Origin of the sequence: Azospirillum sp. Sh1 (genome assembly GCF_008365135.1) — a bacterium.
Lineage (GTDB): Bacteria > Pseudomonadota > Alphaproteobacteria > Azospirillales > Azospirillaceae > Azospirillum > Azospirillum oryzae.
This window is the reverse complement of sequence record NZ_VTTK01000001.1, coordinates 305765-321422: the sequence shown is the minus strand read 5'-3', so window position 1 is coordinate 321422 and position 15658 is coordinate 305765. Positions and strand designations below refer to the sequence as shown.

Annotated in this window: 18 protein-coding genes and 1 other RNA gene; 9 read left to right on the top strand and 10 right to left on the bottom strand. The window is 65.7% G+C overall.

Annotated elements, in window-relative coordinates; translation table 11 throughout:
* Window positions 1-4 precede the first annotated feature (4 nt).
* From FZ029_RS01520 to rpsU, 4 genes are all read right to left on the bottom strand, one after another.
* Window positions 5-2518 (bottom strand): ligase-associated DNA damage response DEXH box helicase, encoded by a 2514-nt coding sequence (locus FZ029_RS01520; protein WP_149267739.1) that lies wholly within the window; start codon window positions 2516-2518, stop codon window positions 5-7.
* 106 nt (window positions 2519-2624) lie between these two features.
* Window positions 2625-3059 carry a hypothetical protein gene (locus FZ029_RS01515; protein WP_149267738.1) on the bottom strand — a complete coding sequence of 145 codons (435 nt, stop codon included), beginning with the start codon at window positions 3057-3059 and terminating at the stop codon, window positions 2625-2627.
* 141 nt (window positions 3060-3200) lie between these two features.
* Window positions 3201-4031, bottom strand: a complete 831-nt coding sequence (gene panB, locus FZ029_RS01510; protein WP_149267737.1) for a 3-methyl-2-oxobutanoate hydroxymethyltransferase — start codon at window positions 4029-4031, stop codon at window positions 3201-3203.
* A 218-nt stretch (window positions 4032-4249) separates the two neighbouring features.
* Window positions 4250-4453 (bottom strand): 30S ribosomal protein S21, encoded by a 204-nt coding sequence (gene rpsU / locus FZ029_RS01505; RefSeq protein ID WP_012974546.1) that lies wholly within the window; start codon window positions 4451-4453, stop codon window positions 4250-4252.
* Between the two features lie 217 nt (window positions 4454-4670).
* Between rpsU and def the strand changes: the two genes are divergently transcribed.
* A complete protein-coding gene (def, locus tag FZ029_RS01500; RefSeq protein ID WP_149267736.1) occupies window positions 4671-5252 on the top strand; it encodes a peptide deformylase in 582 nt (193 codons plus the stop codon).
* Window positions 5253-5276: 24 nt separating this feature from the next.
* Window positions 5277-5972, top strand: a complete 696-nt coding sequence (locus FZ029_RS01495) for a COQ9 family protein (RefSeq protein WP_149267735.1) — start codon at window positions 5277-5279, stop codon at window positions 5970-5972.
* A 40-nt stretch (window positions 5973-6012) separates the two neighbouring features.
* Here FZ029_RS01495 and FZ029_RS01490 read toward each other — a convergent pair whose 3' ends face one another.
* The 3 genes from FZ029_RS01490 to ssrA all read right to left on the bottom strand — a co-directional run bounded on the left by FZ029_RS01490 (window position 6013) and on the right by ssrA (window position 7327).
* A complete protein-coding gene (locus tag FZ029_RS01490; RefSeq protein ID WP_149267734.1) occupies window positions 6013-6375 on the bottom strand; it encodes a TfoX/Sxy family protein in 363 nt (120 codons plus the stop codon).
* A 13-nt stretch (window positions 6376-6388) separates the two neighbouring features.
* A complete protein-coding gene (locus FZ029_RS01485; RefSeq protein WP_149198316.1) occupies window positions 6389-6886 on the bottom strand; it encodes a ClpXP protease specificity-enhancing factor SspB in 498 nt (165 codons plus the stop codon).
* Between the two features lie 80 nt (window positions 6887-6966).
* Window positions 6967-7327: a transfer-messenger RNA gene (ssrA, locus tag FZ029_RS01480) on the bottom strand.
* A 114-nt stretch (window positions 7328-7441) separates the two neighbouring features.
* On the opposite strand from ssrA, the gene thyX reads away from it, so the two are divergent.
* Window positions 7442-8383 carry an FAD-dependent thymidylate synthase gene (gene thyX, locus FZ029_RS01475; protein ID WP_136704260.1) on the top strand — a complete coding sequence of 314 codons (942 nt, stop codon included), beginning with the start codon at window positions 7442-7444 and terminating at the stop codon, window positions 8381-8383.
* A gap of 16 nt (window positions 8384-8399) precedes the next feature.
* Entirely contained in the window at window positions 8400-10295 is a 1896-nt protein-coding gene (locus FZ029_RS01470) for a hypothetical protein (protein ID WP_149267733.1), read from the top strand.
* Window positions 10296-10319: 24 nt separating this feature from the next.
* On the opposite strand, the gene ruvX is transcribed toward FZ029_RS01470, so the two are convergent.
* On the bottom strand, window positions 10320-10868 hold the full coding sequence (ruvX, locus tag FZ029_RS01465) for a Holliday junction resolvase RuvX (RefSeq protein WP_149267732.1): 549 nt from the start codon (window positions 10866-10868) through the stop codon (window positions 10320-10322).
* 76 nt (window positions 10869-10944) lie between these two features.
* Here ruvX and FZ029_RS01460 point away from each other — a divergent pair, with 76 nt between their 5' ends.
* From FZ029_RS01460 to gatA, 3 genes are all read left to right on the top strand, one after another.
* Entirely contained in the window at window positions 10945-11487 is a 543-nt protein-coding gene (locus FZ029_RS01460) for a GNAT family N-acetyltransferase (protein WP_149267731.1), read from the top strand.
* A gap of 103 nt (window positions 11488-11590) precedes the next feature.
* Window positions 11591-11878: an Asp-tRNA(Asn)/Glu-tRNA(Gln) amidotransferase subunit GatC gene (gatC, locus tag FZ029_RS01455; protein ID WP_014248134.1), complete on the top strand. Its 288-nt coding sequence runs from the start codon at window positions 11591-11593 to the stop codon at window positions 11876-11878.
* Window positions 11878-13359, top strand: a complete 1482-nt coding sequence (gene gatA, locus FZ029_RS01450) for an Asp-tRNA(Asn)/Glu-tRNA(Gln) amidotransferase subunit GatA (RefSeq protein WP_149267730.1) — start codon at window positions 11878-11880, stop codon at window positions 13357-13359. The genes gatC and gatA overlap by 1 nt, the downstream gene beginning before the upstream one ends.
* Window positions 13360-13441: 82 nt before the next feature.
* Here the strand turns inward: gatA and FZ029_RS01445 are convergent, their stop codons facing one another.
* Entirely contained in the window at window positions 13442-13657 is a 216-nt protein-coding gene (locus FZ029_RS01445) for a hypothetical protein (protein WP_149267729.1), read from the bottom strand.
* A 76-nt stretch (window positions 13658-13733) separates the two neighbouring features.
* Window positions 13734-13925 (bottom strand): hypothetical protein, encoded by a 192-nt coding sequence (locus tag FZ029_RS01440; protein ID WP_149267728.1) that lies wholly within the window; start codon window positions 13923-13925, stop codon window positions 13734-13736.
* Between the two features lie 178 nt (window positions 13926-14103).
* Between FZ029_RS01440 and FZ029_RS32850 the strand changes: the two genes are divergently transcribed.
* The gene (locus FZ029_RS32850; protein ID WP_211104086.1) at window positions 14104-14397 is read left to right on the top strand and encodes a hypothetical protein; all 294 of its coding nucleotides are present in this window, start codon (window positions 14104-14106) and stop codon (window positions 14395-14397) included.
* Window positions 14398-14642: 245 nt separating this feature from the next.
* Complete coding sequence (locus FZ029_RS01430) at window positions 14643-15599, top strand: response regulator (protein ID WP_149267727.1); 957 nt, start codon at window positions 14643-14645, stop codon at window positions 15597-15599.
* The last annotated feature ends 59 nt before the right edge of the window (window positions 15600-15658 follow it).

Below are 15658 nucleotides of genomic sequence, written 5' to 3'. Positions count from 1 at the left end.
GGTGTCACAACGACAACCGTCCCTGCTGCGGGCGCCCCGTTTCCGATTTTCCAGCCCGTGGCGGAGCCAGTTCCGGCATCGCCTCCGCCAGCAGTTCGGCCTCGGCGGCGGCGAGCAGCTCGTCGGTGGCGCTGCCGTCCACCCGCTCGCGCCCGATCTCCAGGATCACCGGCACCGCCAGCGGGGAGATGCGGTCGAGGTCCTTGTGGGTGATGCGCCCGCGCACCCGCGCCAGGAAATCGGACAGGCGGCGGATGTCGGTCAGTCCGCCCGCCGCATCGGCCCGCGTCGCCCGCAGCAACACATGGCCGGGGTCGTGCTTGCGCAGCACGTCATAGATCAGGTCGGAGGAGAAGGTGACCTGCCGCCCGGTCTTCTCCTGCCCCGGATGGCGGCGGTCGATCACCCCGGCGATCAGCGCCACATTGCGGAAGGTCCGCCGCAGCATCGACGATTCGTCCATCCAGGCTTCCAGGTCGTCGCCCAGCATGTCCTGGTCGAACAGCGCGTCCATGTCGGTGCCCATATCCTGGGGAGAGCGCAACGACCACACCGCCAGCACATAGTCGGTGGCGACGAAGCCCAGCGGTCCCAGACCGAAGCGCTCCATCCGCCGGGTCAGCAGCATGCCCAGCGTCTGGTGCGCATTCCGCCCCTCGAACGCATAGGCGACGAGGAAGCGCTTGCCGGCCTTGGGGAAGGTCTCCACCAGCAGCCCATCGCGATTCGGCAGGACCGAGCGGTAACGCTGCAGCCGCAGCCATTCCCGCACATCCTCCGGCAGCCCGTCCCACTGGCGCGGATCGGCCAGCATGGCGCGCACCCGCTCGGCCAGATGGGTGGTCAGCGGCAGCCGCCCGCCGGCATAGGCGGGAACCTTCGGATCGCCGGTGCCGCCCTTGGCGACCTGCGCCTCCATCTCGCGCACGCCGAGGAACTTGAGCAACTGTCCGGCGAACAGGAAGGTGTCGCCGGGGGTCAGGCCCTGGATGAAATACTCCTCCACCTCGCCCAGCACCGGACCGCGGTTCAGGCGGACGCGCAGCAGCGCCTCCTGAGTGATGGTGCCGACATTCATGCGGTACTGGCGCGCCACCGCCGGGCCGGCAACCGCCATCCGTCCGTCCTCGCGCAGCTTCAGACGCTGGAACCGCTCATAGGCGCCGAGCGCGTAGCCGCCGGTGGCGACGAAATCCAGCACGTCGTCGAACTCGTCGCGGGTCATCGCGGCGTAGGGGGCGGCGGAGACCACCTCCTCATACAGCTCGTCGGCCAGGAAGGGCGCGGCGCAGGCCATGCCGAGCAGATGCTGGGCCAGCACGTCCAGCCCGCCCGGCCGCGGCGCCTCGCCATCCAGCGTGTGGTCGTGCACCGCCTCCAACGCGGCGCGGCATTCCAGCACCTCGAAGCGGTTGGCGGGGACCAGCAGGGCGCGGCTGGGCTCGTCCAGCCGGTGGTTGGCGCGGCCGATGCGCTGGACCAGCCGGCTCGCCCCCTTCGGCGCACCGATCTGCACCACGAGATCGACCGCCGCCCAGTCGATGCCGAGATCGAGCGAGGATGTGGCGACCACCGCCCGCAGTTCACCGCGCGCCATGGCGCCTTCGACCTTGCGGCGCTGCTCCACCGCCAGAGAGCCGTGGTGGAGCGCGATGGGAAGGTTGTCGTCGTTGACGCGCCACAGCGCCTGGAACACCAGCTCGGCCTGGGCGCGGGTGTTGACGAACAGCAGGGTGGTGCGCTGGCGGCGGATGCGCTCGTAGATCTCTTTCATGGCGTGCATCGCCATGTGGCCGGCCCAGGGCACCCGCTCCTGCGAGGTCAGGATCTCCACCTCCGCCTGGGCGCCGCTGCGACCCATCACAAGCCGAACGTCGTCGGAGTCGGTTCCGTCATGCCGGCCGCGGCGGGACAGCCAGGCCAGCAGCCGCTCCGGCTCCGCCACCGTTGCCGACAACCCGACCCGTCGGGCGGCGGGGGCGAGCCGCGACAGCCGGGCCAGACCCAGCGCCAGAAGATCGCCGCGCTTGGTGCCGGCCAGCGCATGCAACTCGTCGATGATGACGCAGCGGAGGTTGCGGAACAGCCGGTCGGCGTCGGTATAGGACAGCAGCAGCGCCAGGCTTTCCGGCGTCGTCATCAGCATGTGCGGCGGATGGGTGCGCTGGCGCCTGCGCTTGGCCTCCGGAGTATCGCCGGTGCGGGTTTCCGCGCGGATCGGCAGCCGCATCTCGGCGATGGGCTGTTCGAGGTTGCGCTGGATATCGACCGCCAGAGCTTTCAGCGGCGAGATGTAGAGAGTGTGCAGCCCCTCGCGCGGCCGTTCGGCCAGCTCGATCAGCGAGGGCAGGAAGCCGGCCAGCGTCTTGCCGCCGCCGGTGGGGGCGATCAGCAGGGCGCTTTCACCCTGTTCCGCCGCCTCCACCATGGCGACCTGATGCGGGTGCGGCGCCCAGCCGCGCGACCGGAACCACGCGGCGACGTTGGGCGGGATCAGGGCAGGGGAGGGTGCATCCATGGCGGTCGGACTGTAAATGATCGCCTGGAACGGAGAAAGAACGAATTGGAACTGGCAACCTGCGTGATCGTGGGGGTGTGATGGTCGGCGCCGGCAGCTTGTCTGCTCACCAGCGCTGGCCTGCCGGCACCTCGATTTCCTTCAACCCCAGCGCGGCGGCCATTTCCTTCCGGGTGGCCAGCCGGATGTCCCTGACCATCAGGAAACCCCGGATCATTGCGCCGATCCCGTACGCACCGGCCTCGTTGGATTTGATGATTACCTGCGTCGGATGGCGGGTTTCGCCCTTGAAATCTTCCGATTCGAAATTGATGAAATTGTCAGAGTTGGTGATGACCGTCGTGTAATGTTCTCCGAAATCGAAAGCGAGCAAAATCCTGTCTTTCATGATCCCCTTGCCGGGGCGATAAGCGCTGTTCTTGTCAAAGACCCAGAACGCCTTATCCGATGAACGACCGCCATAAGAGTATGTCAGCTTTTTATTTTTGTAATTCGGGATATCGGGCGAATTGGCGTCCGTCCAGCGATAGACATAGGTCATGGCATCCCCCATTGCTTAGTGACGCATGCCACGATTAGGCAGGGGATAACCTTTGGTGTGCAACCGTTATGAACTGTGACGAACCGCCTTGGTCAGCATTGAGGTTATTTCCCCGATGCGTCCCGCCTAATAAAGTGCGTTCTAATTGGCCGCCTTCTTCATTCCGAAGCAATGTTCCGGCCCCGGAAAGGCGCGGCTGCGCACCTCGGCGGCATAGGTCGCGGCGGCCTCGCCGACCGCTTCGCCCAGGTTGGCGTAGCGCTTGACGAATTTCGGCTGGAAGGCGCCGAACAGGCCGAGCATGTCGTCGGTGACCAGCACCTGCCCATCGCAGGCCGGCGAGCCGCCGATGCCGATGGTGGGGATCGCCACCTCTTCGGTGATGCGGCGGGCGAGTTGCTCCATCGTGCCCTCGATCACCAGGGTGAAGGCGCCGGCCTCCGCGATGGCGCGGGCGTCGGCGGCGATCCGCTCGGCGGCCTCGGCATCGCGGCCGACCGCCTTATAGCCGCCCAACGTGTTGACGGATTGCGGCGTCAGCCCGACATGGCCCATGACCGGGATGCCGCGGGCCGTCAGGAAGGCCACCGTCTCCGCCATTTCCAGTCCGCCTTCCAGCTTGACCGCCTGGGCGCCGGTTTCCGCCATCACGCGGGCCGAGGCGCGGAAGGCGGCCTCCTTGCTCTCCTGATAGCTGCCGAAGGGCAGATCGACGACGACGCAGGCGCGTTCCGATGCACGCACCACGGCGGCGCCATGGGCGATCATCATGTCCAGCGTCACCGGCAGCGTGCTGTCCAGCCCATAGACCACCATGCCCAGCGAATCGCCGACCAGCAGGATATCGACATGCGGGTCGAGCAGTCGGGCAACCGGGGCGGTGTAGGCGGTCAGGCAGACGATCGGCTCGCCCCCCTTGCGGGCGCGCAACGCCGGGACCGAGTGGCGGGCGGTGAGGTTGGAAGCGCTCATGATCTGGTCTTTCCGGGGCTGGCTGCCTGTTCGCTCGCTGATCGTTCGGTACGCTTATCCGGCAATACGCTTGACCGGCGGACAATCGGGCCGAACGAAATGGCGCAGATACACCAAAACCGCCCACGCGAGGATCGCGGGACGGTCGGGTGCAAGACACAAGGGGTCTTGGGCGCGCATCACACGCGCCCTTCGCAGTCGCGACGTGCGACCGACGATTAATAGCCCTCGCGTTCCATCCGCTTACGGAGCAGCTTGCGGGTGCGACGCACCGCTTCAGCCTTCTCACGCGCACGCTTCTCCGAGGGCTTCTCGTAGTTGCGGCGCAGCTTCATTTCACGGAAAATGCCCTCGCGCTGCATCTTCTTCTTCAGCGCGCGGAGGGCCTGATCGACGTTGTTATCTCGGACCAGAACTTGCACGTTTACCGTCACCCTTCCAAGTGAGCCGTGTTGCACCAAGGCAACAAATAGGCATGCGCGGCGGGCGCACCCCTTGTGTGGGCGCAGTGTGTAGCATGCCCCACCGTCTTTGTGAAGGGGAGTCTTCGGCCCGTAAGCATAAGCCCGGCCGGAACCACAGGCGTAGAACCGCAGGAAACGGTTGCTCCGGCCGCATCCACACTCCAGATATAGCGGCATGCCAGTGCTTCCAATCGCCCGGATGGGCAATCCCGTACTCCGCAAGATCGCGGAGCCCATCGCCGACCCGACCGATCCCGCCGTCGCCCGGCTGGCGGCCGACATGATCGCCACCATGCTCGACGCCCCCGGAGTCGGGCTGGCCGCGCCGCAGATCGCGGAGTCGCGCCGGATCATTGTCTTCCGCGTCCCCGCCGACCGTGGCGAGGGGGAGGAGGTGGCGAACACCGTCCTGGTCAATCCGGTGATCGAGCCGCTGACCGACGACATGGTCCTGGGCTGGGAGGGGTGCCTGTCGATTCCCGGCCTGCGCGGGCTGGTGCCGCGCTACGCCCGCATCCGCTATCGTGGCTATGGGCTGGACGGCGCCCGGATCGAACGGGAGGCGTCGGGATTCCATGCCCGTGTGGTCCAGCACGAGGTCGACCACCTGGATGGCGTGCTCTATCTTGATCGCATGAACGATCTGCGGCTCCTCGTCTGCACCGAGGAGATGCATCACCTCAACGCCGCGCTGGCCGCGGCGACTCATATCACGGCCGCGCCGGGCGCGGCCACGGACGCGCCGACCCCGGCCTGAGGGCGAGCGCAGGGAGATTTGGCGATGAGCATCGACACGCTGCGCGACGAGATCCTGGTGGCCAGCCTGCCCAACGTCGTCTTCGACGGATGGAGCCTTCAGGCTCTGCGCGACGGCACCGAGATGGCAGGGCACGAGCCGTCGGCGCTGCTGCGCGCCTTCCCCGGCGGCGTCACCGACGCGGTCGAGCATTTCGCAGACTGGACCGACCGCCAGATGCTGGACCGGCTGGAAGCCCAGCCGATGGCCGAGATGAAGGTGCGCGAGCGCATCTCCCTCGCCGTCCACACCTATTTCGCGGTTCTGGAGCCCTATCGCGAAGCGAAGCGCCGGCAACTGTCCTATCTGGCGATGCCGCAGAACGTGACGCTCGGTCTGCGGCTGCTTTACCGCACGGTGGACGCCATGTGGTTCGCCGCCGGCGACACCTCCACCGACTACAACCACTACACCAAGCGGGCGCTGCTGGCGGCGGTGGTCAGTTCCTCCACCTTCTATTGGCTGGACGACAAGTCGGACGACCATGCGGAGACCCGTGCCTTCATCGACCGCCGGCTGGCCGACGTGATGGCGGTGGGCAAGGCAACCTCGTCGGTCGGCAAGCTCGGCTCGATGCTGAACTTCCTTCCCAACCCCTTGCGCTTCGCCCGCCAGATGCGCCAACGCACCGCCGGCGCCCAGGCGAGCAACGCGACGATCCACATGGCGGACAATATTTGAGGCGCGTGAAGCTCCCTCTCCCGCCCCGGGAGAGGGAGCATTATTTCCGCTTCACCTTCACCGCCTTCTTTGCCGCCGCCCGCAAGGCCGCCTCGAACCCCGACCGGGCCCAGGGGAGCAGTTCGTCGCGGTCGTCCAGCGCCGAATCGGGCGGCGGGTAGTAGGACAGGGTGGTCGGCTTGTCCGGCATCGGCCGGAAGGGCTCCAGGCCCAGCTCCGCGAACGCCGCGCGGTTCACGTCATCCGCCTTGAAATACAGAATCTCGTCGGCGATCAGCGCGAAGGTCAGCCCGTCGATGGAAAGGCCGTAGCCGCCGAACATGCGGCGCGCCCGCACATCACCCAGCGGCGCCATCATCTCGCAGAGCGTGGCGACATATTCGCTGGGCGGTTGGGCGGGCATGTGTGGGAGACGGTTACTTCTTGCGGAAGGCGTCCAGGGCCACGACCTCGCCGCGCTTCGGCTCCTCGGCCGGGGCGCTTTCCTCCGCCTTTTCCTCGGCACGCTCGGCGGCGGCGCGGGGCGGCATGGTCGAGACCTCCGCCGATTCGGCAGCGGCCAGCGGCTGGAACTGCAGGGCGAAGTTCACCGACGGGTCGGCGAAGGTGGTGATGGCGGCGAACGGAATCACCAGCCGCTCATGCACGTTGTTGAAGCTCAGCGTGACCTCGAAATGGTCGTCCGTCACGTCCAGCCCGTAATACTGGAACTGCAGGACGATGGTCATCTCGTTCGGATACTGGGAAGCCAGATAATCCGGGATTTCGACGCCGGGGAAGCCGGTGCGGAAGGTCAGGTAGAAATGGTGATTGCCCGGCAAGCCGCGCTCGGCAACCTCCGTCAGCGCGTCGCGGACAACGCCGCGCAACGCGGTCTCGACCATACGGTCATAGCGGAGCTGCTCTTTCGGCATGCTTGGGCGGGTCCCTGATAACGCGATCGGTCTGGCGTCCCGCCTTGGCCCTATGGCCGGCACGAAACGCTGGAAAGAGAGGTGTGGGCCTTCTGTTGCTAGGCGGCCCACGGCCCCACCCTTAGGCGCTAACCCTCGGGGATTAGGTTTAGGCTACCAGCCGCCGTTAGGCAGCGAGGCGAGCCTGAGCAACGTTGTCGTTGGCAACTATTGCAACGGCCCGATAACGGCGGAACCATGCCGAGCGAAAACCATGCCTTTACCACGCGTGTCGATCCTATTTCGCCCCCAACGACCCCGGTCAACGAGTCCGGTGTATGGTTGGTGGAGGCGCCGGGTACCGCCCCCGGGTCCACAACGCTTATTCCACAAGGCGTTTATCGCCATAGTCGGCGAACCGACGACGGGAATATAGGCACTCCGGCCCGGCAAGGGAAGGGGGTGTGTGCATGATCGCCGAATGCGCCGCGTTGACGCGGACAGGATCGTTCGTTCACCGTTCCCGACAGCCACGCGGTCTGGTAAGACAGCCGGCACCGTAACCCCGGAGTCACCATGCCGATCACGCCCGAGCAGCGCGACGAAATCGATCGCCTGCGCGCCGTCACCGCCACCACCCGCCGCGCCACCGTCCCGGCGCTGGAAGAGATCCTCTATCAGCCGCTGGAGGTTCTGGACCACGGCTTCGTCCGCGTCATCGACTATATGGGCGACGATTCGGCGGTCGTGCAGGCGGCGCGCGTGTCCTATGGCAAGGGCACCAAGAAGGTCAGCGAGGATTCCGGCCTCATCAAGTATCTGATGCGCCACCGCCACTCGACCCCGTTCGAGATGTGCGAGATCAAGTTCCATGTGAAGCTGCCGATCTTCGTCGCACGCCAGTGGATTCGCCACCGCACCGCGAACGTGAACGAGTATTCGGCGCGCTACTCCATCCTCGACCGTGAGTTCTACGTGCCGGCGCCGGAACAGCTTGGCGCCCAGGCCGTGGTGAACCGCCAGGGCCGCGGCGATGTGCTGGAGGGCGAGGAGGCCGCCAACGTCATGCGGCTGCTGCGCGAGGATTCCGAACGCGCCTACAGCCACTATGAAGAGATGCTGAACCACCGCGAGGACGGCAGCGTCATCGACCCGACCCGCCAGGGTCTGGCGCGCGAACTGGCGCGGATGAACCTGTCGCTGAACTACTATACGCAGTGGTATTGGAAGGTCGATCTTCACAACCTTCTGCATTTCCTGTCGCTGCGTGCCGATGCCCACGCCCAGTACGAGATCCGCGTCTATGCCGACGCGATGCTGGACGTGGTGAAGCGCTGGGTTCCGGCGGTCTACGAGTCCTTTACCGAATACCGCATGGGCGGCGCCCACCTGTCGCGCACCGGCCTCGATGTGGTGAAGCGCCTGCTGGCCGGGGAGCCGGTGACTCAGGAGGCCAGCGGCCTGTCCAAGCGTGAATGGCGTGAGCTGATGGACCAGCTCGGCCGCACCGAAGCATAAGACGGAACCGAAGACGATGACGCCGGATCAGGCCGAAAGCATCTACCGCCAGGGCCTGATCGCCGCGCAGGCCGGCCGCTGGGCCGAGGCGCAGAACCTTCTCGCCCAGGCCATCACCGCCCGCCCCGGCGTCGCCGTCTGGTGGGCCAATTACGGGCTGGTGCTGGAAAGTCAGGGCGACGCTCTGGGGGCGGCGCAGGCCTATGCCGGGGCGTTGAACCTCGACGGCGGCCTCGCCATGGCGATGGACGGCCTGCTGGTGATGGCGGAGACGCTGACCGGCGCCGGGCGCGCCGATCTGGCGGAAGGTTGCTACCGCCGCGCCATCGCGCTCAGCCCCGCCACGCTGGCCGTGCTGGTGAATGCCGGCAATCTGCTGCGGGCGCAGGCCCGCAGGACCGAGTCGGTGGCGCTGCACCGCCGCGCGGCACAGCTCGAACCCGACAGCTGGATCCCGCCCTACAACATCGGCAACGCGCTGGCCGAGATGAACCGGCCGGGCGAGGCCGACCGCGCCTATCGCGCCGGGCTGTGCCTGGAGCCGTCGCGGGTGGAGCTGTGGGCCAACCGCGCCAGCCGGTCTCTCGCTCCTCAGGCCCGCATCGGCGAAGCATTGGCCGCGCTCGACCGCGCCCTGCGGTTGGCGCCCGGCGCCGATTCGCTGCACAGCGCCCGGCTGTTCCTCATGCAGTACGACCCGGCGCGGACCATGCCGCAGATCGCGCGGGCCCATGCCGACTGGGGCGCCCGCTATCCTGACCGGCCGCCCGCCTCGGTGGCGGCTCCCTCGCCGAGGCTGCGCGTCGGTTACGTCTCCGCCGATTTCCGGAATCACCCCGTCGGCACGTTCCTGGAGCCGGTGCTGGCCGCCCATGACCGTGCTGCGGTCGAGGCGATCTGCTATTCCAACACCGCCAATCCGGACGCCGTGACGGCGCGGTTGCGCCGTCTGGCCGACGGCTGGGTCGACAGCGCGGCGATGGACGATGCGGCCCTGCTGGAGCGCATCCGCGCCGACGGCATCCATATCCTGGTCGATCTGGCCGGCCACACGCTGGGCAACCGGCTGGGAGTCTTCGCCCGGCGGGCGGCGCCGGTGCAGGTCACCTGGGCCGGCTATGTCGGCACCACCGGCCTGCCGGCGATGGATTACCTGATCTCCGACCCGCGGCAGAGCCCGGAGGGGGCGGACGGCTGGGCCATCGAGGGCATCGTCCGCATGCCCGACGCCTATGTCCCCTGGTCGCCGCCGGCCGCCGCACCCGCCGTGGCGCCGTTGCCGATGGCCGCGCGCGGCGCCCCGACCTTCGGCTCCCTGAATGCCCTGCCCAAGCTGAACGCGCAGGTCGCGGCCTTGTGGACCCGACTGCTGGCGGCGGTGCCTGGATCGCGGCTGCTTCTGCGCACGCCCGGTCTGGACGACGCGGAGTTGCGGGCGCGGACGCTGGCGCTGTTCACGGCCGCCGGCGCCGACGCGGCTCGCATCGAGCTGCGCGGCGCGGCCCCGCATGCCGAATTCCTGGCAACCTATGGCGAGATCGACGTCGCGCTCGATCCCTTCCCCTATTCGGGCGGGCTGACGACGCTGGAGGCGCTGTGGATGGGCGTACCGGTGGTGACGCTGGGCGGCGACCGGTTCTGCGCCCGCCATACGGTGACGCACCTGACCTCTGCCGGGCTTCCGGCGCTGGCGGTCGAGGGGGAGGAGGCCTACATCGCCATGGCGGCGGCGCTGGCGTCCGATCCGGACGGGCTGGCGAGCATCCGCAGCCGCCTGCGCGACCGGCTCGCCTCCTCACCGGCGCTGGACGGCGTGCGCTTCACCCGCGCGCTGGAGGCCGCCTTCGGCGCCATGTGGCAGAGGGCCGCGGCGGGGCAGGGGCGGGCGTCCTTCGCCCTGAACTTCGACTGAGGTCAAACCCTGTCGGCGACCGCTTCAGTTCCGGTCGTAATCGTCGTCCCGCTCTTCCTCGTCGTCTTCCTCTGCCGCTTCGGTGGCGAGGCGGCGCTGGTTGGCCAGCATGTCGAGCGCGCCCTGCAGGATGTAGGCGGCGGCCATCTTGTCCACCACCTCGTCGCGGCGCTTGCGGGTCATGTCGGCCTCGCCGATCATGAAGCGCTCGACGGCCGAGGTGGACAGCCGCTCGTCCCAAAAGGCGATCTCGGCCTCCCAGCCCAGCAGGTCGGGGCGTTCCAGCAGGTTCTTGGCGAAGGCGCGCACCGATTCGGCACGCGGCCCCTCCGTCCCGTCCATGTTCAGCGGCAGCCCGACCACCAGACCGCCGATGCCGTAATCGCGGATGGTCTTGCCCAACTCGCGCGCATCCTGGGTGAACTTGGTGCGCTTCAGCGTGCCGATCGGAGATGCGACGATCAGTCCCGGATCGGCGACCGCCAGCCCGACGGTCTTGGTGCCGACGTCAAGGCCAAGCAAACGTTGGTTTTTGCCCAGCCGGGCCGCGAGTTCGGAGAGGGTATGGATCATCGCCCGACCATAAGGCCGCGGCCTTGTCACTGCAAGATCGCTTGAGTTGTTGTAAAAGATACTTATTCTTCTAAGTATGAGCAGCGCACTCTCCCTTACCGCCCTGTCGCACCGGCCGCTCGCCGACGCCGACATCCCCACCATCTGCGGGTTCCCACGCACCGCGGAGGAGCTGTATTTCCTGTTCCCGCGCGCCGTCTGGCCGCTGACCCCGGATCAGGTCCGGGCGACGCTGGGGCTCCGCCGCGATCCGACGGTGGTCACATTGACCGAGGATGGGCGGGAGCGCGTGGTCGGCTATGCCAATTATGCCACATTCGAGGATGGCCGCACCGCCAGCATCGGCAATGTCAGCGTCGACCCGACCCTGCGCCGCCGCGGCATCGCCGAATATCTGGTGCGGACGATGATCGACCGCGCTTTCGATCACCATCATCTGCCCGAACTGACGCTTTATTGCTTCAGCACCAACACGCCGGGCCTGCTGCTTTATGCCAAGCTCGGCATGATGCCGATCGCGCTGGAGACGCGGGTGACGCCCTGGGGCGAGCCGATCGCACTGTTCAAACTGCGCATGGACCGTGCCAGCTGGCGCTCGGCCGCCCCCATCGCCGCCTGACGCGGCGCCTTCTGAGCGGTGGAGTGGCCGCAATCGTTGCGGTGCGCGTGCGCGGGTGATAGCTTCGCGGCCGATTTCCAATGTTTTGGAAGAGAGTAGAGGCATGTCGCTCGACAAGGCCACGGTGGCCAAGATCGCGCATCTGGCCCGCATCAAGGTGCCGGACGAGGAACTGGAATCCCTGGCTGGGGAACTGAGCCAGATTCTGACCTTCGTGGAACAGCTCAACGAGGTCGACACGAAGGACGTGCCGCCGATGACCAGCGTCGCCGCGCAAAAGCTGCGCCGCCGCAAGGACGAGGTCACCGACGGCGGTTATGCCGCGCAGGTCCTGTCGAACGGTCCGGAAACGGCCGAAGGCTTCTACGTCGTGCCCAAGGTGGTCGAGTGATGACGGCGCTCACGCATCTGACGATGGCGGAGGCCCTGGATGGCCTCTCCAAGAAGGAGTTCACCGCGGTCGAGCTGACCGAGGCGCATGTGCGCGCGGTCGAGGCCGTGCGCCCCTTCAACATCTTCATCACCGAGACCCCCGACGCCGCCCTGTCGATGGCCAAGGCCAGCGACGAGCGCCGCGCGAAGGGCGAGGCCGGTCCGATGGACGGCCTGCCCATCGCGGTGAAGGACCTGTTCTGCACCAAGGGCGTGTCGACCACCGCCGGCAGCCATATCCTGGACGGCTTCAAGCCGGAGTATGAATCCACGGTGACCTCCCAGCTGTGGCGCGACGGCGCCGTCATGCTGGGCAAGGTGAACCTGGACGAATTCGCCATGGGCTCGGCCACCATCACCGCCCACCAGGGCGAGACGGTCAGCCCGTGGAGCCCCGGCGCGCCCGGCGCCTGGGACAAGAAGATCGTCGCCGGCGGCTCTTCTGGCGGTTCGGCCGCGGTCATCGCCGCGCGTGCGGCGCTGGGCGCCACCGGCACCGACACCGGCGGCTCGATCCGCCAGCCGGCCGGCTACACCGGCACCGTCGGCATCAAGCCGACCTACGGCCGCTGCTCGCGCTGGGGCATCGTCGCCTATGCTTCCTCGCTGGATCAGGCCGGGCCGATGACCCGCACGGTCGAGGATGCGGCGATCATGCTGCGCTCCATGTGCGGTTTCGATCCGAAGGATTCCACCTCGGTCGATATGCCGGTGCCGGACTTCCGCGCCGCGCTGACCGGCGACATTCGCGGCCTGCGCGTCGGCATTCCCAAGGAATACCGGGTGGAGGGCCTGTCGGCCGAGATCGCCGCGCTGTGGGACCAGGGCATCGCCTGGCTGAAGGAGGCCGGCGCCGAGCCGGTCGAGGTCAGCCTGCCGCACACCAAATACGCGCTGGCCGCCTACTACATCATCGCCCCGGCCGAGGCGTCGTCCAACCTCGCGCGCTATGACGGCGTGCGCTACGGCCTGCGGGTCGAGGGCGGCAACCTCAAGGAAATGTACGAGAACACCCGCGGCGCCGGCTTCGGCAAGGAAGTGCAGCGCCGCATCCTGATCGGTACCTATGTGCTGTCGGCCGGCTACTACGACGCCTACTACAACAAAGCCCGTCAGGTGCGCACGCGCATCAAGTGGGACTTCGACGAGGCGTTCAAGAGCTGCGACGTCATCCTGACGCCGACCGCGCCCAGCACCCCCTTCGCCATCGGCGAGAAGATGGACGATCCGGTGCAGATGTACCTGAACGACGTCTTCACCGTTCCGATCAACCTTGCCGGCCTGCCGGCCATGTCGGTTCCGGCCGGTCTGGGCGCCGACGGCCTGCCGCTCGGCCTGCAACTGATCGGCCGCCCCTTCGACGAGGAGACGCTGCTGCGCGTTGGCCATGTCGTCGAAAAGGCCGCCAACTTTACCGCGCTTCCGCCCTTCGTGGCGTGATGCGGACGACGTGACAGCGAAAGGGCCGGCTCGCAGGAGCCGGCCCATTTCGTTTGGAATGTCGGCGGCCGACACCCACCCATCACGCTCCGCCGATCCCCTGCACATAGGTCTCGCCGGTCTTCGGATCGATGTTCTCGCCCGTCCCTGGCGTTCCCGGCGGCGCTTCGTCCTTGTCGCTCATCGGCTCGGCCGCCGACTTCACCGGGATCGGCTTGTTCGCCGGGCGATAACTGCCGGACCGGTCGTTGCCAGACCGGTCGTTCTGCGGCAGATCGGACCTGTTGTCTTCGGCCATGGCGGCATCCTCCCTCTGTTGGCTGGCTTCACCTCCACCAACAGGCCGCCCGCCGCTTCGTCACCCTGCGCCGCCACTATTCGGCAGCCTCCAGCGCCACCCGCGCCAGTTCCAACAGCTTCCTGTCCACCTCGGCGGCATCATAGCCGGGGCTGTCGGCCAGGGAGTCGCGCAGGCGCATGGTGATAAACTCACCGGTGTGATGCTTCTCGTAAAGGCGGACGTCGCCCAACGCCTTGGCGACGCGGTGCAACTTGTCGCGATCCATCTTGCCCTCCCGTCTTGGTCACCCATCTTGATCACTGCTGTGGCAACAGCCGGGCCGCCGCATCATTCCTGTGCGTTGAGTTCACCTTGCGCCGTACTGCGCATGGATGCCGGAACAGGACGCGGCTCTCCGGCGTCCCTGTTCATGGCTGCAATCACTGGCGATTGGGGGCGAAGGCATGGACCCGGGACACGATCAACGGCGCGAACTGCTCACCCGCGTCCGCCATGTCGTGGAGCATTACGAGCGCCACAGCACCGCCGGCCCCGCCATCATGCGTGGCGTGCGCTACGACCTCGCGGTGCGGGCGACCGATCTGAACGGCGACGGCTGCCTGTTCCCGGCCTGCAATTGCGCAAAGGCGGATTGCGCGGAGCGAACGGGCAGTGCGCCGCCGGACGTCGGCGTCTGGATCGAACAGGCCAAAAAAGAAAACCGCCCCCGGCGCGAACCGGGAACGGCTTTCGAATGATGCAGAACCGACCGCGGCGCCCGTCGCCGGACGCCGCGGGGGGCGCCGTCTCGTCGAGTGTAACTGCAGCCTTCTATTGGGAGAGGCCTGACCGGTACCGTGACACCTGGCGTGCTTTGCCCTGTCATGTCATGCATAGGCGTCTCTTGAGCAATGTGGCGGGAATTGAATATAGGCCTGGACCGTCAGCTTTCGGGTTGCCAAAATTCGGCGTGCTGTTCTCTCACTAGAATAGAGCGCTGGACGTGAAAGAAAAAATTCAGGCATTCGCTTTTGCTGCGTTTCTGATGATAGTTTTTGGAGCGGTAGGAGGTGCTCATGGCGGCGAAGGGCAAATTTCTGCAGAGCCATCTATGACTCTTAAGCAGTTTGTTGATTACAAGAAGCTTCTTGATGAAGAAGCGAAATCCTATCGTGATTTTATTCAGACGTTTTCGATATTCGGTGGAGCTGCAACATTAATTTTCGGCGCAATTTTGGCGTGGATGAACTGGAAAACTCGCTCAGATGTTCAGATTGAAGTGCAAAAGCAGCTGGAGTCTATCGTTAAAAAAGAAATAGAGAGGCAATTTCCCGGGTTAGAAAAGAATATTTCCGCCGCAGTTGAAGATATAACTAGACGTATGGGTTTGCTTGAAGAAGATGCAAAGCACCATTATGAGGAGCATAAAAATAATCTCGAAGGAATAGTTCGAGATGCCAACGCGAGGCGGGCAGAGATAAACCGTATGATTGTTGAGATATCCGGATCTATACGCCTCTTCAGATCCGTGCGGCCAGAAATCGATGACGAAGCACCTTCGTTGGTTTCGGACAACGTGAGGCTTCTCAATATATTGTGGGTTGATGACGCACCGTCAAATAATGCCTATCCGGTTAATGTCCTTCGTTCAATGGGTGCAAGAATAACCCAAGTTTTAAGCACCAACGACGCTTTTGACGAGTTGGTGGAAAACTCCAAGGCTTCTTATAACTTAATCATATCAGACATGGGTAGGGGGGCTGACTACACGGCAGGCCTGAGCCTTCTAAGGGAGTTGCGTTATAGGAAATTCAATACGGCATATATAATATTTTGCAGTGCCAGAGGTGAGGTCGAACACAAGATTGAGGCTGCTAATCTCGGAGCCTTGGCAATAACATCAAGCACAACAACATTGTTTGGCGAGGTTACAAAAGTAGCGAACAGTATTACAGCTTAGAAAATAGTTTGGCATTGCGAGAAAATAAAGGGACGATCCGAGTTATGCTGCTATATTTT